Genomic DNA, 26,941 nt, shown 5'->3' on the forward strand with positions numbered 1-26,941 from the left:
TCATTCACAATTCAACATTTAAAACTTGAAATTTCTATCCTTTGATCTTTTTTAGTTCTTCAATAAAAGGTGGTAACACCTTGTATAGGTCGCCGACAATTCCGTAATCCGCAATATCAAAAATAGGAGCATCGGGATCTTTATTAATGGCAACAATCACTTTACTGTTGGCCATACCTGCTACGTGTTGGATAGCACCTGAAATTCCCACAGCAATATAAAGTTGTGGAGAAACGACTTTTCCGGTCTGTCCAATTTGCAGGCTGGGATCCATAATACCGGCTTCGGTTAGAGCACGGGAAGCACCAAGTGCAGCATTTAAGACTGATGCTAATTCGTTGACTAACTCTTGTCCTTCATCATCCTTGGCCCCGCGTCCCGCCGCTACAATGGTTTCGGCTTCGGATAGATCAATTTTATCGCCCGATGCACCGATAATTTCACGAAGTGTTGCTTTGAGATCACTTTCATCAAAGCTGAAATCGATGTTTACCACCTCGGCGTCTGTGGGAGATTCATTCAAATCATAAGAGCCGGACCGGACAGACACCAGAATGTTATCGCCACTTGCTTTATTGTCAGATAAAATCTTGGCTGCCATTACCGGGCGTGTAGCTTTAATACCGTTATCGGTAAGCTCAAATTCCGAAACATCCGAGAGCACAGCTGCATCAGTATTAGCTGCCAGGGCACCTAAAATATCTTTGGTGCCTTCTGTTGATCCAAAGCCGAAAACAAAGGGATCGGCTTCATCCATCACCTTCGAAAGTGCCTTAAGGAGTGGAGTGTTTCTGTGGTTTTCAAAAATGGGATCTGTGACCGTATAAACTTTGGAAGCTCCATATTTTTGTACTTTATCAACGTAGTCCGAAGCTTCGGTATCAATAATTACGGCTTCGGAGGTATGTCCATTAGCCTCGGCCAGTTGGGTCATGTGCGACAATACTTCCAGCGATGCTCTTTTAATTTTTCCGTCACTTATGGCGATGTGGGTTAGTAGAGTACTCATTGTAAAATTGGTTGTTTTTCAGTCTAAATTCTTGGTGAACGAGTGATGAGTAACGAGTAATTCTCACTTATTACTTTTTACTCAATACTCACTAAATAACATTTGCTTCTTCGTCGAGCAGTTGTGCTACTTTCTGGGCCAGTTCATCGGGCTCTCCCTCAAACTTTTGCCCCGGTTCGCGTTCCGGCTTTTCCATGTAACCGGTTACTTTTGTTTTTGCAGAAAGATCCGATTCGTCCAGATTCATATCCGAAAGGGAGAGCGTTTCCATCGGCTTGCGCTTGGACTGCATAATACCTTTGAGGCTGGGAATACGCGGCTCATTCATATCATTTGAGCAGGTTACCAGACAGGGTTGGGGAAGTCCGATTATCTCTTGACCGGAATCGCCTTGACGTTTTACGACAAGCTCGCTGTCTTCAACGGACAGTCCCACCGCGTTCGTTGCGTAGGGCAGGTCGAGATGTTGCGCAATCATACTGCCTGCCAACCCGGCATCAGTGTCTTGCGACTGCTTGCCGCAGGATAGTACGTCGTATTCCTTATCTTTAAAAAAGGTGGCCAGAATTTTGGCATATACTGCCGAATCGTACGCAACATCATCTTCAGTAGTAATATGCGTGGCTTTATCGGCTCCCATAGCCAGTGCTTTACGGATGGTTTCTTTGGCTTTATCAGGTCCAACCAAAACGACTTCCACTTCACCGTCGTGTTCTTCGGCAAGAACAAGTGCTTCTTCCACGGCCGAAGCATCGTAGGCATTAAGTACCATGCGGTCGGTGTCTTGGATCAGGTTGCCGTCTTTAATTTGGATGGGAGCATCCACATCGGGGACTTGTTTAATACAGACGTAAAATTTCATACAAAGAAAATATTTTCGGTTAGAATGGATAAAGATTTTAACTCATTAGGTCGAGAATATACAAAACCTGAGATTAAATATTCAGCGGGTAGCCGCGCTAATACAAAGACTTATCATAAAAAAGTGTATGAAGTCTTAAATAGCAATGTTAAAGCTGAAAAGTTATTGCAGCTTCTGGTATTCGCTGAGGTGACTTTGATCAACATTCGAGAGTAAATTGTAAGCTTCCAGTCGTACTTGTGGGGCGGCATCTTCAAAAATGGACGCTATTTCGCGATATTTGGTATTGAAAAAGATATCAAAAAGAAGGTTTGCAGACGTTTTACGCTGTGCTTGCTGTATTTTTTCTAATGCTGATAAAATTTGATCACGGGCCTCTTCGGGATTATCCAAGAACTGATCAAGCCCTTTTCTGTGGTATTGATAGAGGGCAGCCCTTAATGATTCATAATTATTTTGTAGTAGGTTGGAAAGCAACTGGGCTCTGTTTGTTTGATTGCTGCTGCGCGACCACCCGATAGCGGAAGTAGATTGCGCAAGGGAGACTATATTTTGTGCCCGTTGATAGTATTGCGTGCCTCCAAGTTCTTCAAAGGTGTCAAAATCATACCCTATAAGGATATAAGCGTAAAAATCCAGCAAGCTTGTAAGCGGATCAAATTGTAGCTCGTCATGAAGAAAGGTTCGGTTGGGAGGATATTCAAAATTCCATTGCTCATCATTAAATAGAAAGATTACTGTGCCGCGAGTAGTATTATAAATAGGTCGCTGGGAGCGAACAATAATTTGCGCCTCGAAATTGTAATTCTCAACTGATAATAAATTAATCTGGATGGATATATTAATGCGCTCATTTTCACTGAAATTGGCATTGGTCCAATCAAACTGATTGATATACTCCTCGATTTGCCGGGGGAGGTTATCCAGATAATCCAGGGATGTACTGCTAATTTGGCTTTTGTTTAGGGTAACCTGAGCATTTAATTCCTGTGCAGACAATGGCTGGGAAGCACAAATTGTGAGTAGAATTACCACCAAAAATCCAGTAACCCAATTTAAAGAGGAAATTTTCATTTTGAATTTATAGATTACTTAAAACCATCAGAGAGACTTTATCATATGATACAAAAGCTATTCGATTTACACAGATTTAAGCTCATAATATTAAGCGTAGCATTTCTGACGGTAAGTGGCATCGGTACATTGCTTCAGGCACAAACAGTAATAGGAGCAAGAGAGTTAGCCGTTGGCCAAACAACATCGGCCTTGCAGGGTACTGCTTGGTCCATGTTTGGCAACCCAGCCTTGATGTCGGAGAATGAACGATCGGTATCGTTTTTTAGCATCCGTTATTTTGGTCTTGCTGAGATTTCGGATATGGCCTTTGCGGGATCATACCCTATAAACTTTGGCGTTGTGGGAGTGGGTGCACATCGCTATGGAGATGACCTTTTCAATGAAAACAAGTTGCGACTTGGATATAAGCATTCATTTGCCGGATTTCATTTTGGGGCTATCCTTAACTATAGCCACGTTGCGTTTGGGGGTGGGTACGGATCGGCCGGGGCGTTTGGCGTTGATATAGGATTGGCGGCTCCCATTATATCTGATTTATGGATTGGAGCCAAGGCCACGAATATTAATCAGCCGGAATATGGATCAAAAAATAATGAAAAGTTGCCCAGGGAGCTTAGTATTGGCTTGTCATATCAATTATCCGATATCGCATTGTTTACCAGCGATGTAGTCAAGGATGTGCAGTTTCCTATTTCATATCGGGGTGGGGTGGAGGTATCAATTATTGAAAACCTGATGGGACGGGCAGGTGTTACCACTGAACCCCTTACATTTTCTGGGGGATTTGGATACAGCAGAGATTTCTGGGCGGTCAATATTGCTGTTCAACGTCATGAAAATAGAGTGTTGGGATACAGCCCCGCTATCGATTTTAAAATTACTTGGTAATGCGCAGTAGGGTACTATTTATATTGGGATGTGTTCTTCTCCTGCCAATAGTTGTGTTGGCACAACAAGAGGACTCTACCCGATCGGAGGTGCAGGATGATCTCGAAAATGCAATTGAAAATTTTGATCCCGGGAATACCGAGTTTGACAGCGAACAGATGACGCAGTTTCTACAGGAATTGGCTGAAAACCCTATCAACATTAATAATACCAGTGTAAATGCATTGCTTCAGATACCGGGCTTAAATCTTAAGCTTGCCCGAGCCATCATTGAATACCGATCTAAGGTAAAACCATTTGAAACTATTGAGGAGTTGGATGAGGTATCGGGCATCGGACGAGTAACACTGGAACAAGTACGGCCCTATGTAACCGTGGGTAGTGGCCTGGAATTAGGGAAAACGGTTTACGGTGATCCGCGTTACTGGACATCTGGTGGAGAGTTTCAGATGTTTTCGCGGTTTCAACGGGAACTCTACGAAGGAGAAGGGTATCAACAACCCCCGCAGGAAGGTGGATATATTGGGAGTCCCGGAAAATATTACCAACGGATGGGATACCAAAGTGATCATCTCTCGGTAAATTTGACACAGGAAAAAGATCCCGGAGAAGAATTAGTGGGCCCCTTTCAATTTGATCATCGTACCTGGCATGTGGCGCTTGAAAACAATGGTCATCTACAGATGTTGGTGGGTGGAGATTATAGCCTTGCTTTTGGTCAGGGATTAGTGCTTTGGAGCGGTGCCGCTTTTGGTAAAGGAAGCACTGTAGTGGGCGCTGTGAGTCGTAATGGCCGAGGGATTAAGCCGTATTCCTCGGCGCAGGAAACCAACTACTATCGCGGTGGGGCAGTCACATATGGAAACAAACTCCAGTTTACCGGATTTTATTCCAGTCGTCGACGCAGTGCCAGTGAAATCAGTACTGATACGACCCGTTTCCCGGGAACCGATGGTTATCATCGTACCGAAAACGAGTTTTTACAAAAGGATAATCTGGGACAAACGCTTTATGGCGGACATCTTCAGATGGAGCTCCCTTTTGGCATTATTGGAGCTACCGGTTACCAAACGACCTTTGACCGATATATTGCAGCCAGTAATCAACCGTATGCGAAGTTCGATTTTGAGGGAATGTCGAATTATGCCTACGGTTTGGATTTTACTTTTTTAGCCGGACCGGCGGTTGTTTTTGGAGAGATAGCCCAAAGTGAAAATGGCGGTTATGGTCTGATTACCGGCGTTGAAAGTAGTCTTGGAAAGGATACGGATATAGCGCTGGCCTTTCGAAAGTACCAGAAAGAGTTTCAATCTATTTTGGGAAATGGATTTGGGGAGGTATCCGGTCAGCCAAAGAACGAAGAAGGAGTATATTTGGGTATGCGTCACGTTATTGGCCAGAAGGTAACACTTAGTGCGTATATTGATCAGTTTCGATTTCCTGGTGCTCGCTTTGGCACCAATCAGCCTACACAGGGGTTCGACTGGTTGGCTAAGGCAGAGATAGATTTTACCAGCAATTTTAATTTTTATGTTCAGTTGCGCAGTGAAATTGAAGATGATGAATATGAGGTATTGGATTCTTTTGGTCGAAGTCAGCGCAGGCTGGGGGATGCGCAGCGTAGCAGTTTTCGAGCAAACCTCGAATACTGGGTGAATCCGAACGTACGATTACGATCGCGCGGTGAGCTCGTCCGCAGCCGGCAAGCCGGAGAAGATATGGAGCTTGGTTATTTGCTGTATCAAGATCTGCGTTTGCGGATTAATGATCAGCTTAGGCTCGATACGCGGCTTTCGGTGTTTGATACCGAAAGTTTTGCCACGCGGGTGTACCAGTTCGAAAATGATCTGCTGTATGTGTTTTCCAGTCAATCGTTATTTGATAAGGGACAGCGAATGTATGTGCTTTTGAATTACGAGCCGTTCGATTTTTTGGAGCTTTGGGCCAAATTCGGTATTACCGTATATGAAGATACCCAGCTTATTGGCAGTGGGCTAAATCAGATTGAAGGAGACCGCCGAAGTGAGATGGGGATTCAAGCAAGAGTGCGGTTTTAGTATGGGTGCGTGTGATAGTTTTTTTAATCCGGGCTGCTCTTCGACGTCAGTGATTATGCTTTTTCTCGCGATGTATTGCAGACCTCTATTATTTATATTTGCAATGGTAACTATTTTATCTTGTTTTAAAGTGGCGGTTCCAAGAACATTGGGTGCGGGGAGTAGGACAACCTTTTTGGAAAGAAAAGGTTATAAAGCGCCGTACAGGTTATTCCCCACAAAAAAATCAATAGTATATCTAAAGAGTTCTTCTATCTTATATTGGATTACAGCTTTTTCCAACCCTGAGGGTAAACAGTTCAACAAATGAGTGTAGATATATTAATAATATTAGTAGTGCTGGTGCTTACGTTTGTGGCATTGGCGATAGATCTATGGAGCCCGGATGCTGTATTGTTGACTGGGCTGGCCATTGTAACAGTCACCGGGGTAATGAGTCTGGAGGAGGCTTTCCTTGGATTTGGCAATACCACCCTGCTGGCATTAGGAAGTTTATACATAATAGGGGCTGCGCTGCGTGAAAGTGGGGCGCTGGATAGGGCCAGTAATTTTATATTGGGTAACGAAACTCGAAGTGTGCAGCGAATTCTATTGCGTCTGTGTCCCAGCGTTTCAATGTATTCTGCCTTTCTGAATAATACCCCAATTGTGGCTATGGGGATACCGGCCATACGGAGCTGGGCAAAAAAACATCACATTCCCGTATCAAAACTGCTCATGCCTCTTTCGTATGCAGCTATATTAGGCGGACTCTGTACCTTAATCGGGACCAGCACAAACTTGATCACCCATGGATTATTAGAGAGTCATGGTTTTAAAGGATTTTCATTTTTTGAGCTGGCCTGGGTCGGTGTCCCCTGTGCTATAGTGGGCTTAGTGTATTTGGTAGTAGTTTCACCGAAACTTACTCCGGCCCGTCGTGATATTCGCTATCAGGAAGAGCAGAACCGAAAGTTGTTGGTCGAGTTGGAGATTACAGATGGATCGGATGTGGTGGGAAAAACAGTTTCAGAAGCAGGGTTATCAACGATTTCAGGATTTTATTTGTCGCGAATAAATCGGAATGAACAAGAAATTGCTCCGGTCCCGGATGAGGAAAAGCTGCGTGCCGGGGATCACCTTTTTTATGCGGCACAAGGGGGCATTGCGGCAAAAACGCCCGAGCTTGAAGGATACCCGGGATTGAAGTTAGCCTATCAGCCACCGCGTACCATCAGACGAAATGAAAAAAATCGTGAGCTTCATCAGGTAGTAGTAAAAGAGGGATCGCGCTTAGTAGGAGCAACCGTCGGTGAAGCCCATTTGTTGGAACGTTTTGGGGCGGCTGTTACCGGTGTTCGTCGCAGGGGACAACGAATCGATCAGCCCCTGGGTAAATTTGTATTGCATCCCGGAGATGTTCTTTTGCTGGATACAGGACGTGGTTTCCGGGGCGCGCATGAAGATACCGAAGACTTTTTCTTAACCAGTGAAGCGGGGGGGGAAGCTCCCGGAGATCCCGAAGAAATAATGGAGGAGCGACCCGGCGGCAAAGATTTATATATTTCGGTAGCGGTATTATTTGGCGTTATTGGTTTAGTTGCAAGCGGGGTGCTTCATATCGCATTGGCCGGTATTTTAGGGGTGGCTGTACTCTTAACTTTTAACGTTATTGAAGCAGGTGAGGCTCGAAAGTCGATTGACTGGACTGTTTTAATTGTCATTGGAGCGGCGTTGGGACTCGGCAAAGCAATGGAAGTGAGTGGAGCAGCAGTCATTATTGGGGAAGGGATGGTTGAATTGACAAGTGCATATGGGCCCCGAGCAACATTGGCGGGAGTAGTTATTATTACCGTTGTTTTAACAGAGTTTATTACGAATAACGGTGCGGTAGCGCTCATGTTTCCCATCGCATTATCGGTGGCAGAAACACAAGGTATTGAGGCCCGCGGATTGGTCATTGGGATAACGCTGGCGGCATCCATGTCGTTGATAACGCCTATCGGATATCAAACGAACTTGATGGTGTATGGTCCCGGTAATTATAAATTTACCGATTTCTTTAAAGTAGGTTTTCTCTTGCAAATTACGTTATGGATGGTTCTCATCATTTTGATACCGTTTGTTTGGCCGATGTAGGGATATAGAGTCACCTTCAAATGTCGAACGTTGGAAAAAGTGTTTCTACGTGTGATGTCTGAGGACGGATGTCAGTTGGTCAACTATTATTTCGTTACGACACAGAGCATCGTAACGAAATATTAAATACCATCTCGCCGCCACGCTTTCTATGACACTATCGTTTTGAAGGGTACGGCCGTGTTGCGATGGGTAGAAGCTCTAATAGATAAGCTCATGTCACGCAATACAATACCTTTCTTGAATTTGAAAACATGGGATAAATCGTTTTCTTTGATCTACAAATATATCCTCGAACAAGAGTGTAGTATTTATGACCCTGGCTGGCTGGACGGTTATAGCCATTATCTTACTTTGTCTAACCCTGTTGATAACCACCCGTTTATCGGTTGATATTGTATTTATTGGGGGCTTGACGATATTGATAGTGAGCCAGGTAGTACCGGCCGAAGAGGCGCTTGTTGGATTTTCTAATCAAGGTATGTTAACCGTAGCAGCACTCTATGTGGTAGCAGCGGGAATGAAGGAGACAGGTGCCATCCAGTTTGTTGTTAACACGATTATTGGAAAAGCTAAAAGTATCAGGAGGGCGCAGGTTCGCATTATGGCACCGGTGATGGTGGTCAGTGCTTTTCTAAATAATACGCCGGTTGTGGCGTCATTTATTCCCGCATTGGAAGACTGGGCGCGCAAGAATCAAATTCCCGCATCAAAAATATTAATTCCTCTTAGTTATGCCGCAATTCTGGGAGGAACCTGTACGCTCATTGGAACCAGCACCAACCTCATTGTTAACGGTTTATTGATAGATGAAGCTTCTACAAATACCATTGGCATTTTTGAGCCGGGGTTGATAGGGGTACCGGCTGCCATCGTTGGTTTCTTATATCTGACGATCTTTGCCAAGAAACTGTTGCCGGATCGCGGGTCCGGTTTTGATACGTTCAAAGATCCCCGGGAATATACGATTGAGATGATTGTTGAGGACGGGAGTCCGCTGCCGGGAAAAACGGTTGAAGAAGCGGGGCTGCGGCACCTGCCAGGATTATACCTGGTGGAAATCTATCGACAAGACCACATCATTGCTGCGGTTGATCCGGAGCAGCAGCTGCAGGCTGGAGACCGTCTCATTTTTACGGGCATTGTTAATTCTATTGTGGATTTGCAACAGATAAAGGGATTAAAGCCCGCCACCGATCAGATATTTAAACTTAATTCCTCCCGTCGTGAGCGGCTGATGATTGAGGCCGTGGTATCTCCTTCACATCCGGTCAATGGTATGACTATTAAGAAAGGCCGGTTTCGCAATATTTACGATGCCGTTGTTTTGGCGGTATCCCGGAATGGAGAACGAATTAAGGAAAAAGTCGGTGATATTCGCCTGAAGACCGGTGATACGCTACTGCTGGAGGCTCACCCCAATTTTTTGGAACAGTATAGAAATTCCAGCGATTACTATTTAACGAGCGGTATCAGTGATTCAAGTCCTCCCAACTATGAAAGGTCCGGTATTGCGTGGGGAGTTCTTGGGGTCATGATTTCAACGGTAGCTTTTGGATGGCTTTCAATGTTTCAGGCGTCATTTTTGGCGGCCGGACTCATGGTGGGAACCGGATGTGTACGGGCCCCTACGGCCAAAGACTATATTGACTGGTCGGTGTTGTTGGTTATCGCGGCCAGCCTGGGGATTGGCAGTGCCCTGCAATATACCGGTGGAGCAACGGTGTTAGCGGAATGGTTTTTAGGATACGCTGATGGTAGTCCTTATTTGGCACTGGCGGGAATATACCTGGCTACATGGATGCTCACGGAGATGGTCACGAATAATGCGGCGGCGGTCCTAATCTTCCCCATCGCGATTTCAATGGCGGCCTCTTTTGGGGTCAGCTATATGCCATTTGTGATGACGATTATCATGGCTGCCTCAGCCAGCTTTTCTACTCCCATTGGCTATCAAACAAATTTAATGGTCTATGGTCCCGGGGGATATAAATTCACAGATTTTACCAAGATTGGTCTGCCTTTGAATTTGATCATTGCGGCGATTACTATATTTTTGGTGCCACAAATTTGGCCGTTTTAGGATGGTAATTAAGTAACTAAGTGACAAAGTTCCAGAGTGGCGGACGATGGATGACGGGGGGGATGTTGATTGTTAGAAACCGTTTGCTAAATGTGTTAACCTGAACTTGTTTCAGGATCTATATTTTTTATTGAAAAGTTAAGAGGGAGTTGCACTCCCAATAAATATAAATTGATTATGCTTAAAGAAATTATTGGAATAGCGAAGAAAGCCGGGCAGGCGATGCTCAAGATTTATCATGATGCCCAGGATGTGGAGATCAGTCGAAAGGACGATGATTCTCCGCTTACCAAGGCTGATTTAGCATCGCACCATATTATTGTTGATGCGCTAAAAGAACTGGACCCTGATACGCCTATCATTTCCGAAGAGTCAGGAATTCCGGACTACGAAGAACGTAAACATTGGAATACGTTCTGGATTGTCGATCCGCTGGATGGAACCAAGGAATTTATCAAAAAGAATGGGGAGTTTACGGTTAATATTGCGCTAATAGATGAGGGGGTTCCGTCATTAGGTGTTGTATATGTACCTGATAAGGAAACGACCTATTATGCGGAGAAGGGAAAAGGGGCATTTAAACAAGTTGGAACCGATGCTCCGGAGCGAATATTTTCATCGGCCAGCAGTAAAGATGATGAGCTGACAGCTGTTCAAAGTCGGTCGCATGGTTCGGATAAACTGGTGGAACAGCTCAAAGAAAAAGGACTGACCGTTAAAGAAACCATTCCGGCCGGAAGCTCAATCAAATTTTGTTTAGTGGCTGAAGGCAAAGCGGATATTTACCCTCGGATGGGGCCGACCATGGAGTGGGATGTGGCCGCCGGGGACGCGGTGTATCGCTACTCGGCGCGGGAAGGAGTTCACGAATCGCCCCTGACGTACAATAAGCCGGACCTGAAGAATGGTAGTTTTTTGATTGGGTTGGAGGGCAATGTTGAATTTTGAGTGTTGAGCGTTGAATTAGGTTGTAAGTATTCCCTGACCAAAGTGGTCTTGCTATAAAGACGGGTGACCGTCTAAAATCTAATTCAATTAAGGCCTGAAAACAATGACTTATAAATTTGAGAAACTTGAAGTATGGGAGTTGGCGATGGAGTTTAATGACTTATCTTATGAAATAGCGCATGAATTACCGGATAGAGAAAAATTTAATTTGAATAGCCAACTTCGAAGAGCATCTACTTCTATTGCCTTGAATATTGCCGAGGGTTCTACCGGCCAAACTAATGCAGAACAGAAACGATTTCTCTCTATGCTATTAGATTACATATTGAAGTAATAGCTTGTATTCGATTGCTTCAGAAGCGAGATTATATTCACTCTGATTCTGAATTGTTGAATAAGTTTGAGGAGTTGGGGACTGAACTCTTTGCAAAACTTAATGCATTTTAAAAGGCAATACGATAGGCGGTCGTCCGTCATTTGTCGTCTGCCTCTGTATAAAAAAAATACTTAAAACTTTTTACTTAATACTATGAGCGAAGCGAATTTAAAGCCCACCGTCCTTTGGTTTACGGGGTTATCCGGATCGGGCAAGAGTACTATATCAGAAAAAGTATATGCGCAGTTAAAATCGCAGGGTTACGAGGTGGAGCACCTGGATGGGGATGCCGTTCGGGAGGTATTTCCCAAAACGGGATTTTCAAAAAAAGAGCGGGATGACCACGTAAAGCGTGTGGGCTTTATCGCCAGTCTGTTACAGAAGCATGGGGTATTTGTGGTGGCCTCGTTTATCTCCCCCTACCAGGATGCCCGTGATGTTGTCCGCGATATGTGTCAAGATTTTACCGAAATTCACATTTCTACCCCGCTGGAGGTTTGCGAAGAGCGTGATGTGAAGGGGCTATACGAAAAAGCACGAAATGGGGAGATTGATAACTTTACCGGCATCAGCGATCCCTATGAAGAACCGGAAAACCCAGAGCTGAGCATTGATACGACTGATATTACTCCTGAAGAAGGCGTTGAGCAAGTATTTGATTACCTGCGGAAGCAAGGAAGTAGCTAAACCGGATAGTCTTTGGATTTAAAATTTTGTACTTTAATCCGCTTTCGTTTGACACAAAAACAACATTGACAAATGCATTTATATAAACTGAATCACATCCGACAACTGGAGTCGGAATCTATTCATATTTTCAGAGAGGTAGCGGCCCAGTTTGAGAATCCCGTACTGATGTTTTCGGGAGGTAAGGATTCTATCACCATGGCGCGGCTTGCTCAAAAAGCGTTTTGGCCTGGCAAAATTCCCTTTCCTTTTCTGCACGTTGATACCGGACACAATTTTGATGAAACGATCGAATTTCGCGATCAGCTGATGGATGACTTGGGCGTAGAGCTCATTGTGGCCCATGTGCAAGACATGATTGACGCCGGAAAAGTGAAGGAGCCGAAAGGTCCCAATCCCAGTCGCAATAAACTGCAGATTCCCACGCTATTGCAAGCCTTGGAAGAGCATGATTTTGACGCTGCTTTTGGCGGTGCGCGGCGTGATGAAGAAAAGGCACGCGCGAAAGAGCGGTTCTTTTCTCACCGCGACGAGTTTGGGCAATGGGATCCCAAAAACCAGCGTCCGGAGCTGTGGAACTTGTATAACGGACGCAAGAACCAGGGCGAACACTTCCGAGTTTTTCCACTAAGTAACTGGACCGAGATGGACGTCTGGCAGTATATTGCCGCCGAAAATATTGATATCCCCAGTCTTTATATGGCACATACTCGTGATGTGGTTGAGCGCGAAGGGACTTATTTAGCAAAATCACAGTTTATTACCCTCTCAGAAGAGGAAGAGTATGAGGAGAAGAAAATCCGATTTCGCACGATTGGGGACATGACCTGTACGGGGGCATTTCAGTCTGATGCCGATACCATTCCTCAAATTATTGAAGAAGTGGCCTCCGCCCGCATTACTGAGCGCGGTAACCGCACCGACGACAAAAAAGCCGAAGCCGCCATGGAAGAGCGGAAAAAGCAGGGATATTTTTAATAATTTTCAATTAAGAATTAGGCATTGTTTGATTCCTAATTCACAATTCTCAATTTCTAATTACCAAGATGAGTAACGAAACTGAAGCACAAAAGTATTTAGATATGGATCTGCTCCGCTTTACGACGGCGGGCAGCGTGGATGACGGCAAGAGCACCTTAATCGGACGCTTGCTATATGATTCCAAATCAATCTTTGATGATCAGATGGAGAAGATTGAAGAGTCCAGTCGCAAGAAAGGGGATGAGTATACCAATCTGGCCCTGCTGACCGATGGGCTGTCGGCCGAGCGTGAACAAGGTATTACGATTGATGTAGCTTACCGCTACTTTTCCACGCCGAACCGCAAGTTCATTATTGCTGATACGCCCGGTCACGTCCAGTACACGCGAAACATGGTGACCGGCGCATCTACGGCCAACTTGGCTGTGATACTGGTGGATGCACGTAATGGAGTAATTGAGCAAACCTGCCGCCACTCCTTTATTGCCTCCTTGCTGGGTATCAAACACATCGTGCTCTGCGTCAATAAGATGGATTTGGTAGATTATGACGAGGAGCGCTTCAAAGAAATCCGTGAGGAGTTTAAAACGTTTTCCTCCAAGCTGGATGTCCCCGATATCCACTATATTCCCATTAGCGCCCTATACGGGGATAATGTGGTAGATAAATCCGATAATATGCCGTGGTACGGCGGGTCAACGTTGCTGTATACGCTTGAAAACGTGCAGGTAGGCAGTGATTACAATCACGTAGACAGCCGATTTCCTGTGCAATGGGTTACACGTCCCCAATCAACCGACTACCCCGACTACCGTGGTTACGCCGGACAAGTAGCCGGCGGCGTATTTAAACCCGGGGATGAAGTAATAGCATTACCTTCCGGCTTTACCAGCAAAGTAGATCAGATCCAGACGTTTGAGCAGGACGAAGAGGAAGCTTTTTCACCGATGTCGGTGACGATGACGTTGGAAGATGACATCGATATCTCCCGCGGGGATATGATTGCCAAGCCCGATAACCAGCCACAGGTAGGCCAAGATATTGAGATGATGGTTTGCTGGCTGAACAAAGAGCCGCTGGATCCCAACGGTAAGTATGCCATTAAGCACACCACTAAAGAAGCACGATGTATTGTTAAGGATGTAAAATACAAGGTGAATATTAATACGCTTCACCGCGTAGAAGGAGATAAAGAGATTGGGCTTAACGATATAGGACGAATTAAAATTCGTACCACCAAACCGCTGTTCTACGATCCCTACAAACGCAACCGTAAGACCGGAAGTATTATCCTGATTGATGAGTATACCAACGAAACCGTTGGGGCCGGGATGATTCTTTAGGGCAAAATCGGTGATTGAGTGATTAGGTGATGAAGCGACTAAGGGTTTACGGATGACTGGGATATCTCAAAACTTATGTTCACTAAGAAACATTCTGTTGTACAAAAAACGGCTGATAGGATAATTCTGATGTCCATGTCTTTTTGTATTACGTTTGTTATATGATACCGATACAGAATTATCCTGTTCATCCATTTTCTCCTTCGCTCAGAATCCAAGGTCCGTTTTAGAACCAGTTATCATATCATGTCGAATCATCGTGCTGAGCTTGTCATAGTATCTCTTTCAGCATCTGTTTCGCCATAGAATTCGATCCCTGACGACAGGGTTTAATATTTAGCTTGGTAATTTATTGCCGGGCTAATTAATCCATTTCGATAGAAAGAGGTAATCCTATATATTCCTATCAAAGCAAGGACAGATAAATACAAGCTTATATGCGTTGGCTGACATCCGATAATGGGATCTCTTTACTCAAGATAACTGGCATCTTTTTACTTTGGTATCTTATCTATAAGCTGTGGCTTTTGCCTGATGGGCAGGTCGACCATTGGCTAACAACAAATATCGTTTCGGTTAGTGCCGGTATCTTGCAGATGCTGGATTACGAGGTGTATGCTACTGGTAAAATTATTGGTGTAGGAGAATCCGGTGGAATCTATTTGGTTAATGGGAGCAGTGGAATTATAGCTGTAGGATTATTAATTGGTGTTGTGATAGGTTTTCCCAAAACCTGGATGTCCGGTATATCATTGATCACTGTTGGAATAGGAGTAATTTATGTTGCAGATATTGCACACACGATTATCTTTGCTATCACCCAGCCTCAGGGGGCTGATATGATGGTGGTGACCGGTAATTATATGGCCTACATTAGTGTCATCTTTCTCACGATTGTTTGGATATATTTTGGAAAGAAAAATCGTGCTTCGGTGGTTATGTAATTCATCAAAAAATATATAAGATAGGGCTATATTGCATAGCGTTTTGCCCATTTATCTTGTCTGTTCACTCCGGGGATTTTATCTATCTTTAGGTAATCCAATCTTTATAACTAAATCTAAGGTCAGTGAACCCGAAAGAGGTATTAAAAAATTTATTCCTGAATGGTTTGGCTGCTTGTTCCCCGGAAAATGCATTACGTGAGGTTTTCCAGGTTAATGAGAATATCAAGGTAGGGGACAGGGAGATTTTTTATGATTCTCAGCCTATCTATGTGTTGGCTTCGGGAAAGGCTTCGATCTCAATGTATAAGGCAGTATCTGATCTGTTGGGCAACCGAATCAGCAATCGATTGGTGATTACCGGACAGCAAGAAGAGGTTAAGCGATGTAGTATAGGTAATGTGGTCGTTGCTAACCACCCGGTGCCTGATGAGCATAGTGCCAAAGCCGGACGCAGGGTTGTTTCATTTTTGAAGGAAATACCTTCTAATGGCATCCTTTTTTATCTGATCTCCGGGGGAACTTCATCATTAGTTTGCCTGCCCGCTGATGGAATACCTATTGAGGATCTGGGCCGAATGTTTGAGCTACTCAATCATTCGGGAGCAACGATTAAGGAGATGAACACGGTTCGTAAACACTGTTCCCAAATAAAAGGCGGACAGCTTTTACGGTATCTGGATCCTGAAATACAGCTGTTTACCCTGGCTATCTCCGATGTACCCAATGATGATTTATCAGTTATTGGCAGCGGCCCAACTATTCCTGATTCCTCAACTTATAAGGATGCCTATGATATTTTAAAGAAGTACGATTTGTGGGATAGGGTGGCAAAGTCTGTTAATCAACATATCAACAAAGGGATGCTCGGGGAGCGTAAGGAAACGGTAAAACCGGGTGAAGGTCTGATCCAAGACCATCACTCTATAGTCGTAAGTTCCGCCAATAAGCTCAGCCGGAAGATAGCCTTGTTGGGAAAAAAGATGGGACTGAATGTATATAGAGAGGATACGCCCTTCAATGCCAATGTTGAGGAGGTGGCTTCATCAATTTCAGATGTGGTGTTGCCAGAGTTGAGTGATGAGAAAAGTAAAAAGACATCGCTGTTTATTTTTTGGGGTGAAAGTACGGTACAGGTGACCGGAGATGGCAAGGGCGGACGAAATCAGGAGCTGGCCTTACGGGGAGCTTGCAAGATAGCAGGTCACGAACATCTTACTTGGTTAAGCGCAGGCACGGATGGTATTGACGGTCCTACCGATGCGGCGGGAGCTATTGTCGACGGAGAAACTATCAGCAAGGCAAGGGAAAGAGGTATTGATCCGGAAGAATATATGAGAAATAATGACTCTTATCACTTTCACCTGAAGATGGATACGTTGTTAAAAACAGGCCCAACCGGTAATAATTTGATGGATATAGTGATCGTACTTAATAGCAGTAAAGATTCTAAATAACAGAGCGATAAAGAAAATATTATACCAATCTTTGTTACTTTGTAGCTCTGCATCTTTGTTATTCAATAAAACACAATTTGGTTTATTTTCGGCAGTTATTTATCCTCATTCTGATTTATCCATACTGGAAATTAAATAGGTTTTTATGATCTGGCAGGCAAGTATCTATTTGTGGCTTTTACTGATTATTCCGTTGCTCGTAGGGGCAAGTTGGTGGTACAATAAGAAGCTGGAGAATAAGCGGGAAAACTTCTTTGGTGCTGAACTTTTTGAAAGGCTTCGAAAGGGTTTTTGGCCGCGCGGGAGACGCATTCGTATGATAAGCCTTTACATTGGGATTGCACTGCTCATTATTGCAGCAGCGGGGCCCAAGATTGGTACGGAAGTCCGCGAAGTTAAGCGACAGGGCGTTGATCTGTTGATAGGATTGGATCTTTCGGATAGCATGAATGCGGAAGATGTGAAACCCAGCCGGTTGGAAAAGGCCAAGTATGAGATATCACGGCTGGTAGATCGACTCAACGGCGATCGTGTAGGACTGGTGGTGTTTACGGGTGAAGCGTATCTACAGGCTCCGATGACGTTGGATTATTCCGCCTTGCGGTTGTTTTTGAATATTGCTGAAACCGACCAAATGCCTTCATCATCTACTAACTTTAGTGCGGCCATGGGAACAGCCGCCGAGGCATTTAAATCTACGGATGAGGAGGGGCAAAATGTTCAGGCGGCAAAGGTTTTTCTAATTATATCGGATGGAGAAAATCACGGGGAAAGTTTTGATGAGGAACTGAATCAGCTATTAGAGCAAAATGTGTCTGTGTATACCTTGGGGATTGGTACAACGGCCGGGGGCACGATCCCGTTGTATGATGATAGTGGCTCACTTATGGGATACAAGAGGGATCAGCAGGGAGAGGTTATTACGACTAAATTAGAGTCGAGTGTGTTGCGTTCGATTGCTGATAAAGCCAATGGGGATTACTATGAAATTCGAAGCGGTGGTTCGGGCATTGATAGCTTTTTGGGTAGGTTGGATGAACTGCAACAGGGCGAATTTTCAAGTCAGGAGTATGCTGATTTTAAAAATCAATATCAGTGGTTGACTGCAATAGGTTTGCTCTTTGTATTTGTTGGGATGATGTTTCCGGAGTTTAAGGTTTATGAAAGTGGCAAAGTAGTAGAGTAGCAAAGTGACAAAGAAACATAGTGTCAAAATAAAGTACATGCGTTTAACTTAATTAGGAGAGAAATATGAGCCCGTTTAGAGATTTGAAAATCTGGAGGAAGTCAAAGAGTTTGGTAACCAAAATTTATAGAGGAACAACTAATTTCCCTGATTCTGAAAAATATGGATTACTTTCACAAATTAGGAGATCAACTGTTTCTATACCTTCAAACATCGCTGAAGGATATGGGCGAAATTCAAATGGAGAGTTCCAACGGTATTTAAGTATTTCAATGGGATCGTTGTTTGAGCTGCAGACTCAAATACAAATTGCACAAAACTTGGACTACTTTAAAAATAAGGAAGGAGCAAAAATGTATGAACTCAGTCGGGAAACTGGACGAATGCTAAGTAGCTTTATAAGAAGCATAGAATAATATTATCGATAACTTTGTTACTTTTAACTTTATCACTTTGTAACTAATACAATGATAAAACTCTTTATTACCGACCTTGATGGTTGTATTTCTATTCCTTTTGAATCGCCCGACTGGGAATTGCTTTCGCAGATTCGAAGGTTAAATGAGCAAAGTTCCCATGATATGGCCGTACCTTCACTGTCGATTTGCTCAGGGCGTCCGTTTCCCTACGTGGAAGCGGTGGCGCAGTGGTTAGGCATTGATAGTCACGTTGTATTTGAAAGTGCCGGAGTGTACAAGCTTGCAACGAACGAAATACAATTGCATCCCACATTTGATAAAGAAGCAGAACAACAGGTTAGCGAACTAAAGAAATGGCTGCGTAAAGAAATGGTCCCGCAATACCAAGGGACCATCATAGAGTTTACCAAGAAAATGGATGCCGGTCTTATCCATCTTGATTCAAATGTAATTCAGGAAATGTATCCACAAGTGGTAGAATACGTGGAAGAACATTATCCCAGATTTGAAGTGCATGACACAGATGTTTCTATTAATATTATTTTAGCGGATAATAATAAGCGAACCGGCATTCGTCAGCTTTGTAATATTATGGATGTTAAACCGGATGAAGTGGCCTATATTGGTGATAGCAGCGGTGATATTCCAGGATTGCAATTTGTGGGTAAAGCCTTTGCCCCACAGAATGCCGCCGAGGCCGTGAAAGAAGAAGCCGAAGTGCTGGAGGGTGAAGTAACCGAGGCCGTTTTAGTAGCTTATCGTCAGATTATTCGAGAAAACAGGAAAAAGATCGCAGCAGCTGGGTGAGCTGCTGATTAGGGTTTTTTCAGTGATTAGTTGTAAAGTGAGTGCTCTTTTATCTGCTTTATACTTCAATGACAGATTTTTGCGAAGAAGGGATAATCTATCTAATTCTCATATTCCTTTAATAGCTCAAAATAGTGCTCAATTAAACGCTGGTAATCATCCGAAAAAGATGTGTAATTGGGATCGTTTATCATATTACGGATCTGCTTCTGAAGTTCCTCAAGGGTAACATCGGGCGATACTCCTTGTTCTCGTTCCTGTGCCGTAGTTGCCTCGCGTCGCTCTTCTTTACCACGTTCCTGTATTGCTTTTTCCGCATTCAGCATCCGTGATAAAATATTCTGCTGTCGTTGGGTCATCTGCTCATCCAGCCGTCCTCCCCGCAGATCATTGATGGCGTCTTCCATCTGTTCGGACATTCGCTCCAGTTCGCTAAGTACACGGTCTCCCGACTCAAGCTGTCCCCGTCTTTGTAATTCTCGCAGTTGCTTACGGATTTTATTTTGCTGTTTTGAGAGCTGATTAAGTCGATCCATTTGGTCCTGCGACAGGCGATTTCCCTGCATATCGTTAATCATTTCCTGAATCTGTTGGTTGAGCTTTTGCTGTTCGCCCGACATCTTTTTCATCTGTTCCATAAGCTGCTGCATGCTCATAGCACCGCCCGAACCGCCTCCCTGCTGATTATTCAGCTGATCCAGAAGCGAAGTAATCATAGTCGTTAGCTCATTGATGCCCCCCAGCGACTGGCGTTGTGCGTAAGTAGCGTTAGAGCCATCTCGCTCAGCTAACAGTTCTACTGCGCGTGAGAGTTGATTCTCAACTTCGGTTTTCTTTTTGTTGATCCGGTTCGAGAAGCTCGGTATTTCAGAAGAAACGTTGAACAGAGAATCTGAAAGCATCGTAAACTGACTGGAAATATTTCGCTCTTTGCGGGCTTTCTCAACAAAAGCGCTTGATCGTGGCGGAATATTTTGGGTCTCTTTGGTTAATTCTTCTTGATTGATAGAGAGATTAATAAGTGAATGTAAAACATACTCCAGTGCGGCCATATTTACTTGTCGCCGCTGCTGATTGAGTTGCTGCTTGGCATTACGCATCTGTTGGGCCTGTTCTTGAAGCTGTTGTCGGATATTCTGTTGCTGCTTTTGAATTTGGGGATCTTTTTCAGGAGATGACTGCTTTCGAAGTTTATCTATATTCTCCTGTAGGTCTTTTTGGATATTATTCAGTTGCTCGTTGTTATGTTGTTTCAACTTCTCAACTTGTGGCTTTGCCTTTTCGGGAGCAGTATCATCAATCTTTTGCAGCTGTTCCTGCAGGTTTGATAAATCATCCTGTATTGACTGTTGCTGCTTTATCTCTTCGGGAGATATCTTGGTGGATTCGCTGATCTCTTTTTCTTGCTCAGCCAACTCATCCAGCGACTGAGCCAGTTTTTCCAGGTCACTGTTTAATTTCAGTGACTTAAACAGGTTGAGCGTACGATCTATGCGTTGCCGATACTGTTCCTCGTTAAATTCATAATTTTCGAGCGCCTTGCGCATTTCATCGGGATTCATCTCCCCAAGTGAATTCCGAAGCTTTTCCAAGGCCTTTTCAAGTTCCGGGTCATTGATCTCCTTCATCAGTTTCTGAAGCTCGTCATAAGCTTCCATGGTCTCCGGCGACATGGCCTGATTACTTTCAATTTCTTTCCGGATTTCTTCAAACTTTTGATTTAACTCATTAACTTTTTCATCAATTTTCTGCCGCTCTTGCTCCACTTTTTCAAGCTGTTGTTGCTGTTCCCAATCTGTTTCAGGATTTCGCTGAAGCTTTTGCTTAAACTGCTCATATTGCTGCTCCATTTGCTCAAATGACTGGGAGACCTCTTCCAGCGATTCGGTTATGTCGCGTTCTTTTGAATCGAGCTCATCCATATATTCCGTGGTTGATGGAAAGGTTACCATCATTTTTTGGGAGCGACCCTTTTTGCGGCCACTATAGCGGTCATTATCATAGACTTCAATCCAATAGATAATTTGATCGCGCGCCTTGGGATTTAAATCGGGCAAATCCCATTGATATACTTGTTGTTCGTTGATAGAAGGGGTGGGTAATTTAACCGAACCCTTTTCCGGGCTGGGAGTAAAAGCACGCTGTAACTCGTAGTGCAGGGTAGCCTCGGTCAGCCCAAAATCATCTCCGGCCTCATACTCTAATGCTAACGGTTCTGCAGTTTTCATTTGGATGTTTTCGGTTGGGATCGCTAAATCTACATAAGGTGGCTGGTCTTTTCGGGGATCAATAATAAATCTGAAATGATTCTTATTGGTCAGTCCGGCCGTATCCCGCATGGTAAAGGAAATAGTATCAACCGCGCTAACCTTACTTTTAATAGAAAATAGGTTTTCCCGCGAAGAAGCTCTGTTTACGGCTAGCGTATCGTTTAGGTTAGAGCTGATATAGAGCAGCTCCGACAACGTTTTGTTAGCAACTCCCTTGATTTCAATTGTGGCACCTTGGTAGGCCTGAATTTTCGAAAAGGGATAGTTGTACGAGGTAGAATCCAGTTGAGTATAATCAGGGGGAAACACATTCAGAGTTAACTCCTCAAAACGGGGACGAAGTTGTACATTAATTTCATATTTTTTGCTTTCAAAGCCATCCATGATGATATAATAGCGGCCATCGGTCGTAAGCGAAATTGGAGCAAAAGTGGCTTTATTAGGCTCCAATTTGTCCGGACTTCGTCGCCGATAATCTTCCTCAATATCAGTTTTAAAAGCAAGGTAAATATTTTTCGGCATTTCATCCTGAAAGCGAATAGAGGGCAAAAACGAGTTCCCATGTTCCAGTGTCAAAGAACCAGGATCCACAATATAATTATAAGGATTAGGGGGCGTGAAGGTGGTCCACGGATTAGCTAACCGCTCAACAGCTGAGGGATAGAAAAAGGAAAATAGCGTTAATAGAATGAATCCGCCTGCAGCACCTGAAAGACTTCGCTTAAACAATTGGTACAGGGGATGATTGTGGGTAAACTTGTGAAGCTTTTCTTGTACGCTATCACCATTGAGCTTAGATACGTTTTGCTTAATTGCAGCGTGATGAAGCGAGCCTTCATCGGAATCATTATTATAGTATAAATCCAGGGCATCAGCGAGCTCAGGGATGTTTTTTTTCTTGCTGAACTGATAATAAAATGTTTTGAAGGATGGGAGGTCATGGGCTTTATAGAAAAATGCGCTGACCGTCAAAGCTATTACCAATATTAGAAAAAGGGAGGTAAGTTTTACCGCAGATGATAGGTAAAATCCGACCTCGAACATCCCGATAATCGAAAATCCCACAAAAACAATAGCCGCCAAAATGGCTGCCAGCGCGATGTAGAAGTTTGTTGAAATACTCCGATGGCCTTGTTGAATAATATCAACAAATGGGCCGACTAATTTGTCTGTGGAATATTTTCTGGACATTACTGTTAACTAAATCGCAGTGGAGTAGGATTGGTTATATAATATTACGTTTAAATAAACGAAAATATTGGATACTCCAATATCATTATTTATTAAAAAGGGTTGATGAAGAGCGATACCCTATTTTATAACCATTGATAAACTTGGTCAGCCAGAAATATTGCTGAGCGTTAATTTATCGTCAGCTGCAAACTTGCCCTTTTCTTTTTTGACGGTTACTACCTCTTGGTCTGCGTCGTGCTCCAAAAACAGGTACCAATCCTGTTCAACAGCCTGCTCTAAATATTTTTCTTTTTCTTCGAGTGTGGTTACAGGATACATGTCATAGCCCATCACCCAGGGCAAGGGCAAATGAACATGTGTTGGAATTAAATCAGCAGCAAAAACAAGGGTCTTATTTTCTCCGGTTATTTTCGGGAGCTGTTGTCCCAACGTGTGTCCGTTTACTGGTAGACCTTCCAAACCATCTTCATATTGATGGTGTGCTCCAACCAGGTTCAGTTTATCCCAATTTTTTATCGGATTAATATTATCAGGTAGAAAACTGGCTTTTTCACGGACATTGGGATCGGTCGCCGTTTCAAGCTGTTTATTAGTTACATGATAGGTAGCATTGGGAAAGGTGTGCCGGAGGTCTCCATTTTCATCGTAATATGTGGTGCCGCCACAGTGATCAAAGTGGAGGTGTGAGAAAATAATGTCCGTAATATCTTCAGGTTTAAAGCCATGGTAGTCAAGCGAGTTCAGCAGATCGGAGTGTTCATAATCGAGCTGGTAGATCTGCTCAAACTTTTCATCAAATTTGGTGCCCGATCCGTTATCAACCAAGTAAACCTTACCGGTATTTTTTGATTCGATAAGCAGACACCGCATAGCCATGTGGATGCGGTTATTATCATCTACATCAATATATCGCGACCATAAGGTCTTAGGTACGACCCCAAACATTGCTCCACCGTCAAGGCGAAATCTTCCGGCTTCAATGCTATACAAATTAAATGATCCGATAGATGTGTGGGACTGCTTCATTGGATGTGGCTGGATTTTAAAGGATTAGTTATAAATAAAAGTGGAGCCCTAAAGTTTTTCAAGGAGTTGGTTGAGGAATAATCTAATTTCTTTCAGATCTTTTTTAACACTCACGGGAATTTCTTTGGACTCTTCCTCTTCTTCATCTTTCTTAAGCACCTGCTGAGCTCCTTCGGTACTGTATTTTTTCTCTTGGATCAGCTCCTTCAGTTTTAAAATTGTTTCAATATCATTTTCTTTGTAGACGCGGTTACCGGCTTTATTTTTCTTGGGATTTAATTCGTCAAATACCGTTTCCCAATAGCGCAATACATGCGCCTCGACTTCGGTAATATCGCTGACTTCACCTATAGAGTAATAAAGTTTTTTCATAAGAGGACTAAAAGCGTATCTTTATTGCTAATTATACATCATCTGGTGCATTATTTCTAACTCTTTGATACAAAATATTTAAAAAACATTGCCTGAAAAAGATTCAAACAGATCTCACATAGAATTAAGTGTTATAGTTCCGTTGCTCAACGAAGATGAGTCGATTAGTGAACTGGCTAAAAAAGTTCATGAGGTGTTATCAGGTAAACATACCTATGAACTTATTTTTGTGGACGATGGGTCAACTGATGACTCTTGGCGGGAGATCAAAAAAGTGACGGAGGGCAAGGAGCATATCTCCGGCATCCGGCTGCAACGTAATTATGGAAAAAGCTCAGCCTTGCAAGCCGGTTTTGAGAAAGCCGTCGGTGATTATATCGCCACGATGGATGCTGATCTACAGGATGACCCCAATGAGCTTCCCTTGATGCTGCAGCAGCTTAAAGAAGAGAACTTGCACCTGGTGAGCGGATGGAAAAAAGAACGCCATGATCCCATTTCTAAAACCATACCTTCTCGTTTTTTTAACAAGGTAACCTCGCTGGTAACGGGGATTAATCTAAATGATTTTAATTGCGGACTAAAAGTGTACCGTGCCGATGTGATCGAGAATATTTATCTGTATGGGGAATTGCATCGATACATCCCGTTCTTGGCCAAGCTTGAAGGATATGATCGGATCGGGGAGAAGGTCGTGGAGCATCATCCTCGAAAATACGGAGAAACTAAGTTCGGACTTTCCCGGTTTATGCACGGTTTTTTGGATCTGTTAACTCTACTGTTTGTGAACCGTTACTTGCAGCGCCCCATGCACTTTTTTGGTACGCTTGGCTTTCTCTTTTTGATTGTGGGTGGCGCTGTTAATGCCTATCTGTCCATCGATAAAATATTTTTTGGTGAACCTATTGGTGATCGTCCGTTACTGCTACTGGGGGTGATGCTGATGGTATTGGGGGCCCAGATCTTTTCTATCGGCTTTTTGGGAGAACTTATTCAAAAGCGGAATGAAAAGCAGCAGAAGCCTAATATCAAAGAAGTGGTTTAAAAAGATGGGATTCTGGTGTTGCTAACAAGAATTTAGTAATGGTTAAAATAATTAGTTAATGAGTCGTATTGCCTACGATCCGGTTAAGGACCGGTTTGCGCAGATTATTCGGCGATTCCGTTTTCTTCGGACGCTCTTCTATAAAATACTGGATCTGTTCTTTTTACGGAGCTGGTATATTCGAAAAATATTACGCCAATTTGGCTCTAAACTGGATGACAAAGGGGAGTGGAAGTTATTTGATGCCGGCTCGGGATTTGGACAATACGATAGGTTTATTTTACAGGAATTTAACAATGTCACTGTTCAGGCCATCGATGTAAAAAAAGATTACCTGGAAGATTCGCGGCGTTATTTTGAGGAGGAAATAAAAACAGGACGCATTTCATTTAAGCAAGAAGATTTGCTCGAAATCGACTATGAGGATACCTTTGATTTTGTAATCTGTGTTGATGTACTTGAACATATCGAAGAGGATATCAAGGTCATGAAAAATATTCATCGTTCCTTACAAAAGAAGGGGTATTTTCTGATGCATTCTCCCTCTATCTATTCTGAGGAAGATGCCGATGGCGATGAAAGTTTCGTTGATGAGCATGCTCGTCCGGGATATTCAAAAAATGATATAAGTCAGAAGTTGGAGAACTCCGGTTTTAAAGTAGTAGATGTTGCTTATACTTATGGCCCAAAGGGGCACTTGGCGTGGGAGTTAATTATTAAGTATCCCATGCTTTGGCTTAACAAAATAAAGCTTTGGGCTTTGCCAATAATGGCTATTTATTATATCCCGGTATTGCCTTTGAGCTTGCTGCTGATGGCGTTGGATATCCACGATGATAACCAACGCGGGGCCGGAATTTATGCACTGGCACAAAAGTAGAAAACGGGCTGTGCCAAGTCTTTAACTGTTTTGTTTTTCGGAGGTCTCCAAAATGGTATCGGGTTTTACTTTCTCTTCTCCAATCATTATCAGCAGAGGCACTTTCGAATAAAAAGACATCTCTTTTGAGAGGCTGCGATTTGTCAGTTTTTCCCAGAATGTTTTTTTGTACCGCACCATTACTAACAAAGAATCCGGATGGTCTGCTAAGAATTGGCTAATGGTCGGGAAGAAGTCCAAATCATATTTATGATGAAAAGTGATTTTATCATAGTTGATATGTTTATTTACGAGATCCCGGAAACCACGGAATTTAATTTCTGATTCCATGTTTTTTTGATCACTCACATGCAGTATATCAACGGTTGAATCAAAAAGTTTTGCCATATCAACGACATTGGATAGCGCTGTTACATCTCCTTCCTTATAATCGCTGGTGAAGATCATGTTATTAAAATTATCAAGGCTACTGCCGGTGGGAATGGCCAGCACGGGAACGGGCGATTTTTGAATAACACTGGAGGCTACGCTGCCTAATATTGCGTTTCGATCACCAGTCACGCCTTTCGTGCCCATTACAATAAGATTTACGGAATGTTCATTTACCTGGTTGAGCAAAGCGGTAACGGTCTGCCCATCTTGGATGATAGTGGAAATTTCTAAATTGTTATATCGATCTCCTTCCAAGGAATTTAAGAGTTCATCAAAGTGATTTGAACTATCATCAATAACCTGGTCTCGAGTCTTTTCAAAATCAGGAGCCATGTCCATTGTTTCTTGGGTGGCATGGAAGAGAGTCAGCTTGGCACCTGCTTTTAGTGCAATTTCTGCAGCGAAAGGTAATGCTCGTTTAGCATTATCAGAAAAATCTGTTGGGAAGAAAATATGATTGATTGAGAAAGCCATAGCAGT

General features: G+C 43.4%; 23 protein-coding genes. 16 read left to right on the top strand and 7 right to left on the bottom strand.

The genetic code is table 11. From position 1 onward, the window contains the following. Positions 1-34: 34 nt before the first annotated feature. The 3 genes from ACQ76V_RS04620 to ACQ76V_RS04630 all read right to left on the bottom strand — a co-directional run bounded on the left by ACQ76V_RS04620 (position 35) and on the right by ACQ76V_RS04630 (position 2,945). Complete coding sequence (locus tag ACQ76V_RS04620) at positions 35-1,009, bottom strand: electron transfer flavoprotein subunit alpha/FixB family protein (protein ID WP_440999308.1); 975 nt, start codon at positions 1,007-1,009, stop codon at positions 35-37. 91 nt (positions 1,010-1,100) lie between these two features. Continuing rightward, positions 1,101-1,871 carry an electron transfer flavoprotein subunit beta/FixA family protein gene (locus tag ACQ76V_RS04625; RefSeq protein WP_440999309.1) on the bottom strand — a complete coding sequence of 257 codons (771 nt, stop codon included), beginning with the start codon at positions 1,869-1,871 and terminating at the stop codon, positions 1,101-1,103. A 162-nt stretch (positions 1,872-2,033) separates the two neighbouring features. Further along, positions 2,034-2,945 (bottom strand): DUF4835 family protein, encoded by a 912-nt coding sequence (locus ACQ76V_RS04630; protein WP_440999310.1) that lies wholly within the window; start codon positions 2,943-2,945, stop codon positions 2,034-2,036. A 45-nt stretch (positions 2,946-2,990) separates the two neighbouring features. Here ACQ76V_RS04630 and ACQ76V_RS04635 point away from each other — a divergent pair, with 45 nt between their 5' ends. From ACQ76V_RS04635 to ACQ76V_RS04700, 14 genes are all read left to right on the top strand, one after another. Beyond that, positions 2,991-3,836 (top strand): hypothetical protein, encoded by an 846-nt coding sequence (locus tag ACQ76V_RS04635; protein WP_440999311.1) that lies wholly within the window; start codon positions 2,991-2,993, stop codon positions 3,834-3,836. Continuing rightward, on the top strand, positions 3,836-5,893 hold the full coding sequence (locus ACQ76V_RS04640; protein WP_440999312.1) for a ComEA family DNA-binding protein: 2,058 nt from the start codon (positions 3,836-3,838) through the stop codon (positions 5,891-5,893). The genes ACQ76V_RS04635 and ACQ76V_RS04640 overlap by 1 nt, the downstream gene beginning before the upstream one ends. Before the next feature lie 306 nt (positions 5,894-6,199). Continuing rightward, the gene (locus tag ACQ76V_RS04645; RefSeq protein WP_440999313.1) at positions 6,200-8,011 is read left to right on the top strand and encodes an SLC13 family permease; all 1,812 of its coding nucleotides are present in this window, start codon (positions 6,200-6,202) and stop codon (positions 8,009-8,011) included. Positions 8,012-8,324: 313 nt separating this feature from the next. After that, the gene (locus ACQ76V_RS04650) at positions 8,325-10,094 is read left to right on the top strand and encodes an SLC13 family permease (RefSeq protein ID WP_440999314.1); all 1,770 of its coding nucleotides are present in this window, start codon (positions 8,325-8,327) and stop codon (positions 10,092-10,094) included. 177 nt (positions 10,095-10,271) lie between these two features. Further along, entirely contained in the window at positions 10,272-11,042 is a 771-nt protein-coding gene (gene cysQ, locus ACQ76V_RS04655) for a 3'(2'),5'-bisphosphate nucleotidase CysQ (RefSeq protein WP_440999315.1), read from the top strand. 103 nt (positions 11,043-11,145) lie between these two features. After that, positions 11,146-11,376: a four helix bundle protein gene (locus ACQ76V_RS04660; RefSeq protein WP_440999316.1), complete on the top strand. Its 231-nt coding sequence runs from the start codon at positions 11,146-11,148 to the stop codon at positions 11,374-11,376. Positions 11,377-11,571: 195 nt separating this feature from the next. Further along, positions 11,572-12,105 (top strand): adenylyl-sulfate kinase, encoded by a 534-nt coding sequence (gene cysC / locus ACQ76V_RS04665; RefSeq protein WP_440999317.1) that lies wholly within the window; start codon positions 11,572-11,574, stop codon positions 12,103-12,105. A gap of 72 nt (positions 12,106-12,177) precedes the next feature. Beyond that, on the top strand, positions 12,178-13,083 hold the full coding sequence (gene cysD, locus ACQ76V_RS04670; RefSeq protein ID WP_440999318.1) for a sulfate adenylyltransferase subunit CysD: 906 nt from the start codon (positions 12,178-12,180) through the stop codon (positions 13,081-13,083). Between the two features lie 68 nt (positions 13,084-13,151). Next, entirely contained in the window at positions 13,152-14,429 is a 1,278-nt protein-coding gene (cysN, locus tag ACQ76V_RS04675) for a sulfate adenylyltransferase subunit CysN (protein WP_440999319.1), read from the top strand. A 437-nt stretch (positions 14,430-14,866) separates the two neighbouring features. Beyond that, positions 14,867-15,373, top strand: coding sequence for an exosortase X (locus tag ACQ76V_RS04680; RefSeq protein ID WP_440999320.1), 507 nt, complete (start codon positions 14,867-14,869; stop codon positions 15,371-15,373). 125 nt (positions 15,374-15,498) lie between these two features. Next, entirely contained in the window at positions 15,499-16,830 is a 1,332-nt protein-coding gene (locus ACQ76V_RS04685) for a glycerate kinase type-2 family protein (protein ID WP_440999321.1), read from the top strand. 145 nt (positions 16,831-16,975) lie between these two features. Then, positions 16,976-18,016 carry a VWA domain-containing protein gene (locus ACQ76V_RS04690; protein WP_440999322.1) on the top strand — a complete coding sequence of 347 codons (1,041 nt, stop codon included), beginning with the start codon at positions 16,976-16,978 and terminating at the stop codon, positions 18,014-18,016. 65 nt (positions 18,017-18,081) lie between these two features. Beyond that, positions 18,082-18,432: a four helix bundle protein gene (locus ACQ76V_RS04695; protein WP_440999323.1), complete on the top strand. Its 351-nt coding sequence runs from the start codon at positions 18,082-18,084 to the stop codon at positions 18,430-18,432. 51 nt (positions 18,433-18,483) lie between these two features. Continuing rightward, complete coding sequence (locus ACQ76V_RS04700) at positions 18,484-19,242, top strand: HAD-IIB family hydrolase (RefSeq protein ID WP_440999324.1); 759 nt, start codon at positions 18,484-18,486, stop codon at positions 19,240-19,242. A gap of 101 nt (positions 19,243-19,343) precedes the next feature. Here the strand turns inward: ACQ76V_RS04700 and ACQ76V_RS04705 are convergent, their stop codons facing one another. The 3 genes from ACQ76V_RS04705 to ACQ76V_RS04715 form a co-directional block, all read right to left on the bottom strand. Then, complete coding sequence (locus ACQ76V_RS04705) at positions 19,344-22,703, bottom strand: DUF4175 family protein (protein ID WP_440999325.1); 3,360 nt, start codon at positions 22,701-22,703, stop codon at positions 19,344-19,346. Between the two features lie 147 nt (positions 22,704-22,850). Beyond that, positions 22,851-23,732: an MBL fold metallo-hydrolase gene (locus tag ACQ76V_RS04710; protein WP_440999326.1), complete on the bottom strand. Its 882-nt coding sequence runs from the start codon at positions 23,730-23,732 to the stop codon at positions 22,851-22,853. Between the two features lie 48 nt (positions 23,733-23,780). Continuing rightward, positions 23,781-24,104, bottom strand: coding sequence for a MerR family transcriptional regulator (locus ACQ76V_RS04715; RefSeq protein ID WP_440999327.1), 324 nt, complete (start codon positions 24,102-24,104; stop codon positions 23,781-23,783). Between the two features lie 88 nt (positions 24,105-24,192). Here ACQ76V_RS04715 and ACQ76V_RS04720 point away from each other — a divergent pair, with 88 nt between their 5' ends. Then, complete coding sequence (locus ACQ76V_RS04720) at positions 24,193-25,149, top strand: glycosyltransferase family 2 protein (protein ID WP_440999328.1); 957 nt, start codon at positions 24,193-24,195, stop codon at positions 25,147-25,149. A 58-nt stretch (positions 25,150-25,207) separates the two neighbouring features. Then, complete coding sequence (locus ACQ76V_RS04725) at positions 25,208-26,029, top strand: class I SAM-dependent methyltransferase (RefSeq protein ID WP_440999329.1); 822 nt, start codon at positions 25,208-25,210, stop codon at positions 26,027-26,029. Positions 26,030-26,050: 21 nt separating this feature from the next. Here ACQ76V_RS04725 and ACQ76V_RS04730 read toward each other — a convergent pair whose 3' ends face one another. Next, a complete protein-coding gene (locus ACQ76V_RS04730; RefSeq protein ID WP_440999330.1) occupies positions 26,051-26,935 on the bottom strand; it encodes a universal stress protein in 885 nt (294 codons plus the stop codon). Positions 26,936-26,941 lie beyond the last annotated feature (6 nt).

The organism is Fodinibius sp. SL11 (genome assembly GCF_052060035.1).
Classification (GTDB): Bacteria; Bacteroidota; Rhodothermia; order Balneolales; family Balneolaceae; genus Fodinibius.

Coding starts and splice junctions, on each gene's coding strand:
- ACQ76V_RS04650 (WP_440999314.1), top strand. CDS start 8,325: ATGACCCTGGCTGGCTGGACGGTTATAGCCATTATCTTACTTTGTCTA.
- ACQ76V_RS04660 (WP_440999316.1), top strand. CDS start 11,146: ATGACTTATAAATTTGAGAAACTTGAAGTATGGGAGTTGGCGATGGAG.
- ACQ76V_RS04730 (WP_440999330.1), bottom strand. CDS start 26,935: ATGGCTTTCTCAATCAATCATATTTTCTTCCCAACAGATTTTTCTGAT.
- ACQ76V_RS04640 (WP_440999312.1), top strand. CDS start 3,836: ATGCGCAGTAGGGTACTATTTATATTGGGATGTGTTCTTCTCCTGCCA.
- cysN (WP_440999319.1), top strand. CDS start 13,152: ATGAGTAACGAAACTGAAGCACAAAAGTATTTAGATATGGATCTGCTC.
- cysQ (WP_440999315.1), top strand. CDS start 10,272: ATGCTTAAAGAAATTATTGGAATAGCGAAGAAAGCCGGGCAGGCGATG.
- ACQ76V_RS04725 (WP_440999329.1), top strand. CDS start 25,208: ATGAGTCGTATTGCCTACGATCCGGTTAAGGACCGGTTTGCGCAGATT.
- ACQ76V_RS04710 (WP_440999326.1), bottom strand. CDS start 23,732: ATGAAGCAGTCCCACACATCTATCGGATCATTTAATTTGTATAGCATT.
- ACQ76V_RS04700 (WP_440999324.1), top strand. CDS start 18,484: ATGATAAAACTCTTTATTACCGACCTTGATGGTTGTATTTCTATTCCT.
- ACQ76V_RS04625 (WP_440999309.1), bottom strand. CDS start 1,871: ATGAAATTTTACGTCTGTATTAAACAAGTCCCCGATGTGGATGCTCCC.
- ACQ76V_RS04630 (WP_440999310.1), bottom strand. CDS start 2,945: ATGAAAATTTCCTCTTTAAATTGGGTTACTGGATTTTTGGTGGTAATT.
- ACQ76V_RS04715 (WP_440999327.1), bottom strand. CDS start 24,104: ATGAAAAAACTTTATTACTCTATAGGTGAAGTCAGCGATATTACCGAA.
- ACQ76V_RS04690 (WP_440999322.1), top strand. CDS start 16,976: ATGATCTGGCAGGCAAGTATCTATTTGTGGCTTTTACTGATTATTCCG.
- ACQ76V_RS04695 (WP_440999323.1), top strand. CDS start 18,082: ATGAGCCCGTTTAGAGATTTGAAAATCTGGAGGAAGTCAAAGAGTTTG.
- ACQ76V_RS04620 (WP_440999308.1), bottom strand. CDS start 1,009: ATGAGTACTCTACTAACCCACATCGCCATAAGTGACGGAAAAATTAAA.
- ACQ76V_RS04705 (WP_440999325.1), bottom strand. CDS start 22,703: ATGTCCAGAAAATATTCCACAGACAAATTAGTCGGCCCATTTGTTGAT.
- cysC (WP_440999317.1), top strand. CDS start 11,572: ATGAGCGAAGCGAATTTAAAGCCCACCGTCCTTTGGTTTACGGGGTTA.
- ACQ76V_RS04680 (WP_440999320.1), top strand. CDS start 14,867: ATGCGTTGGCTGACATCCGATAATGGGATCTCTTTACTCAAGATAACT.
- ACQ76V_RS04635 (WP_440999311.1), top strand. CDS start 2,991: ATGATACAAAAGCTATTCGATTTACACAGATTTAAGCTCATAATATTA.
- cysD (WP_440999318.1), top strand. CDS start 12,178: ATGCATTTATATAAACTGAATCACATCCGACAACTGGAGTCGGAATCT.
- ACQ76V_RS04645 (WP_440999313.1), top strand. CDS start 6,200: ATGAGTGTAGATATATTAATAATATTAGTAGTGCTGGTGCTTACGTTT.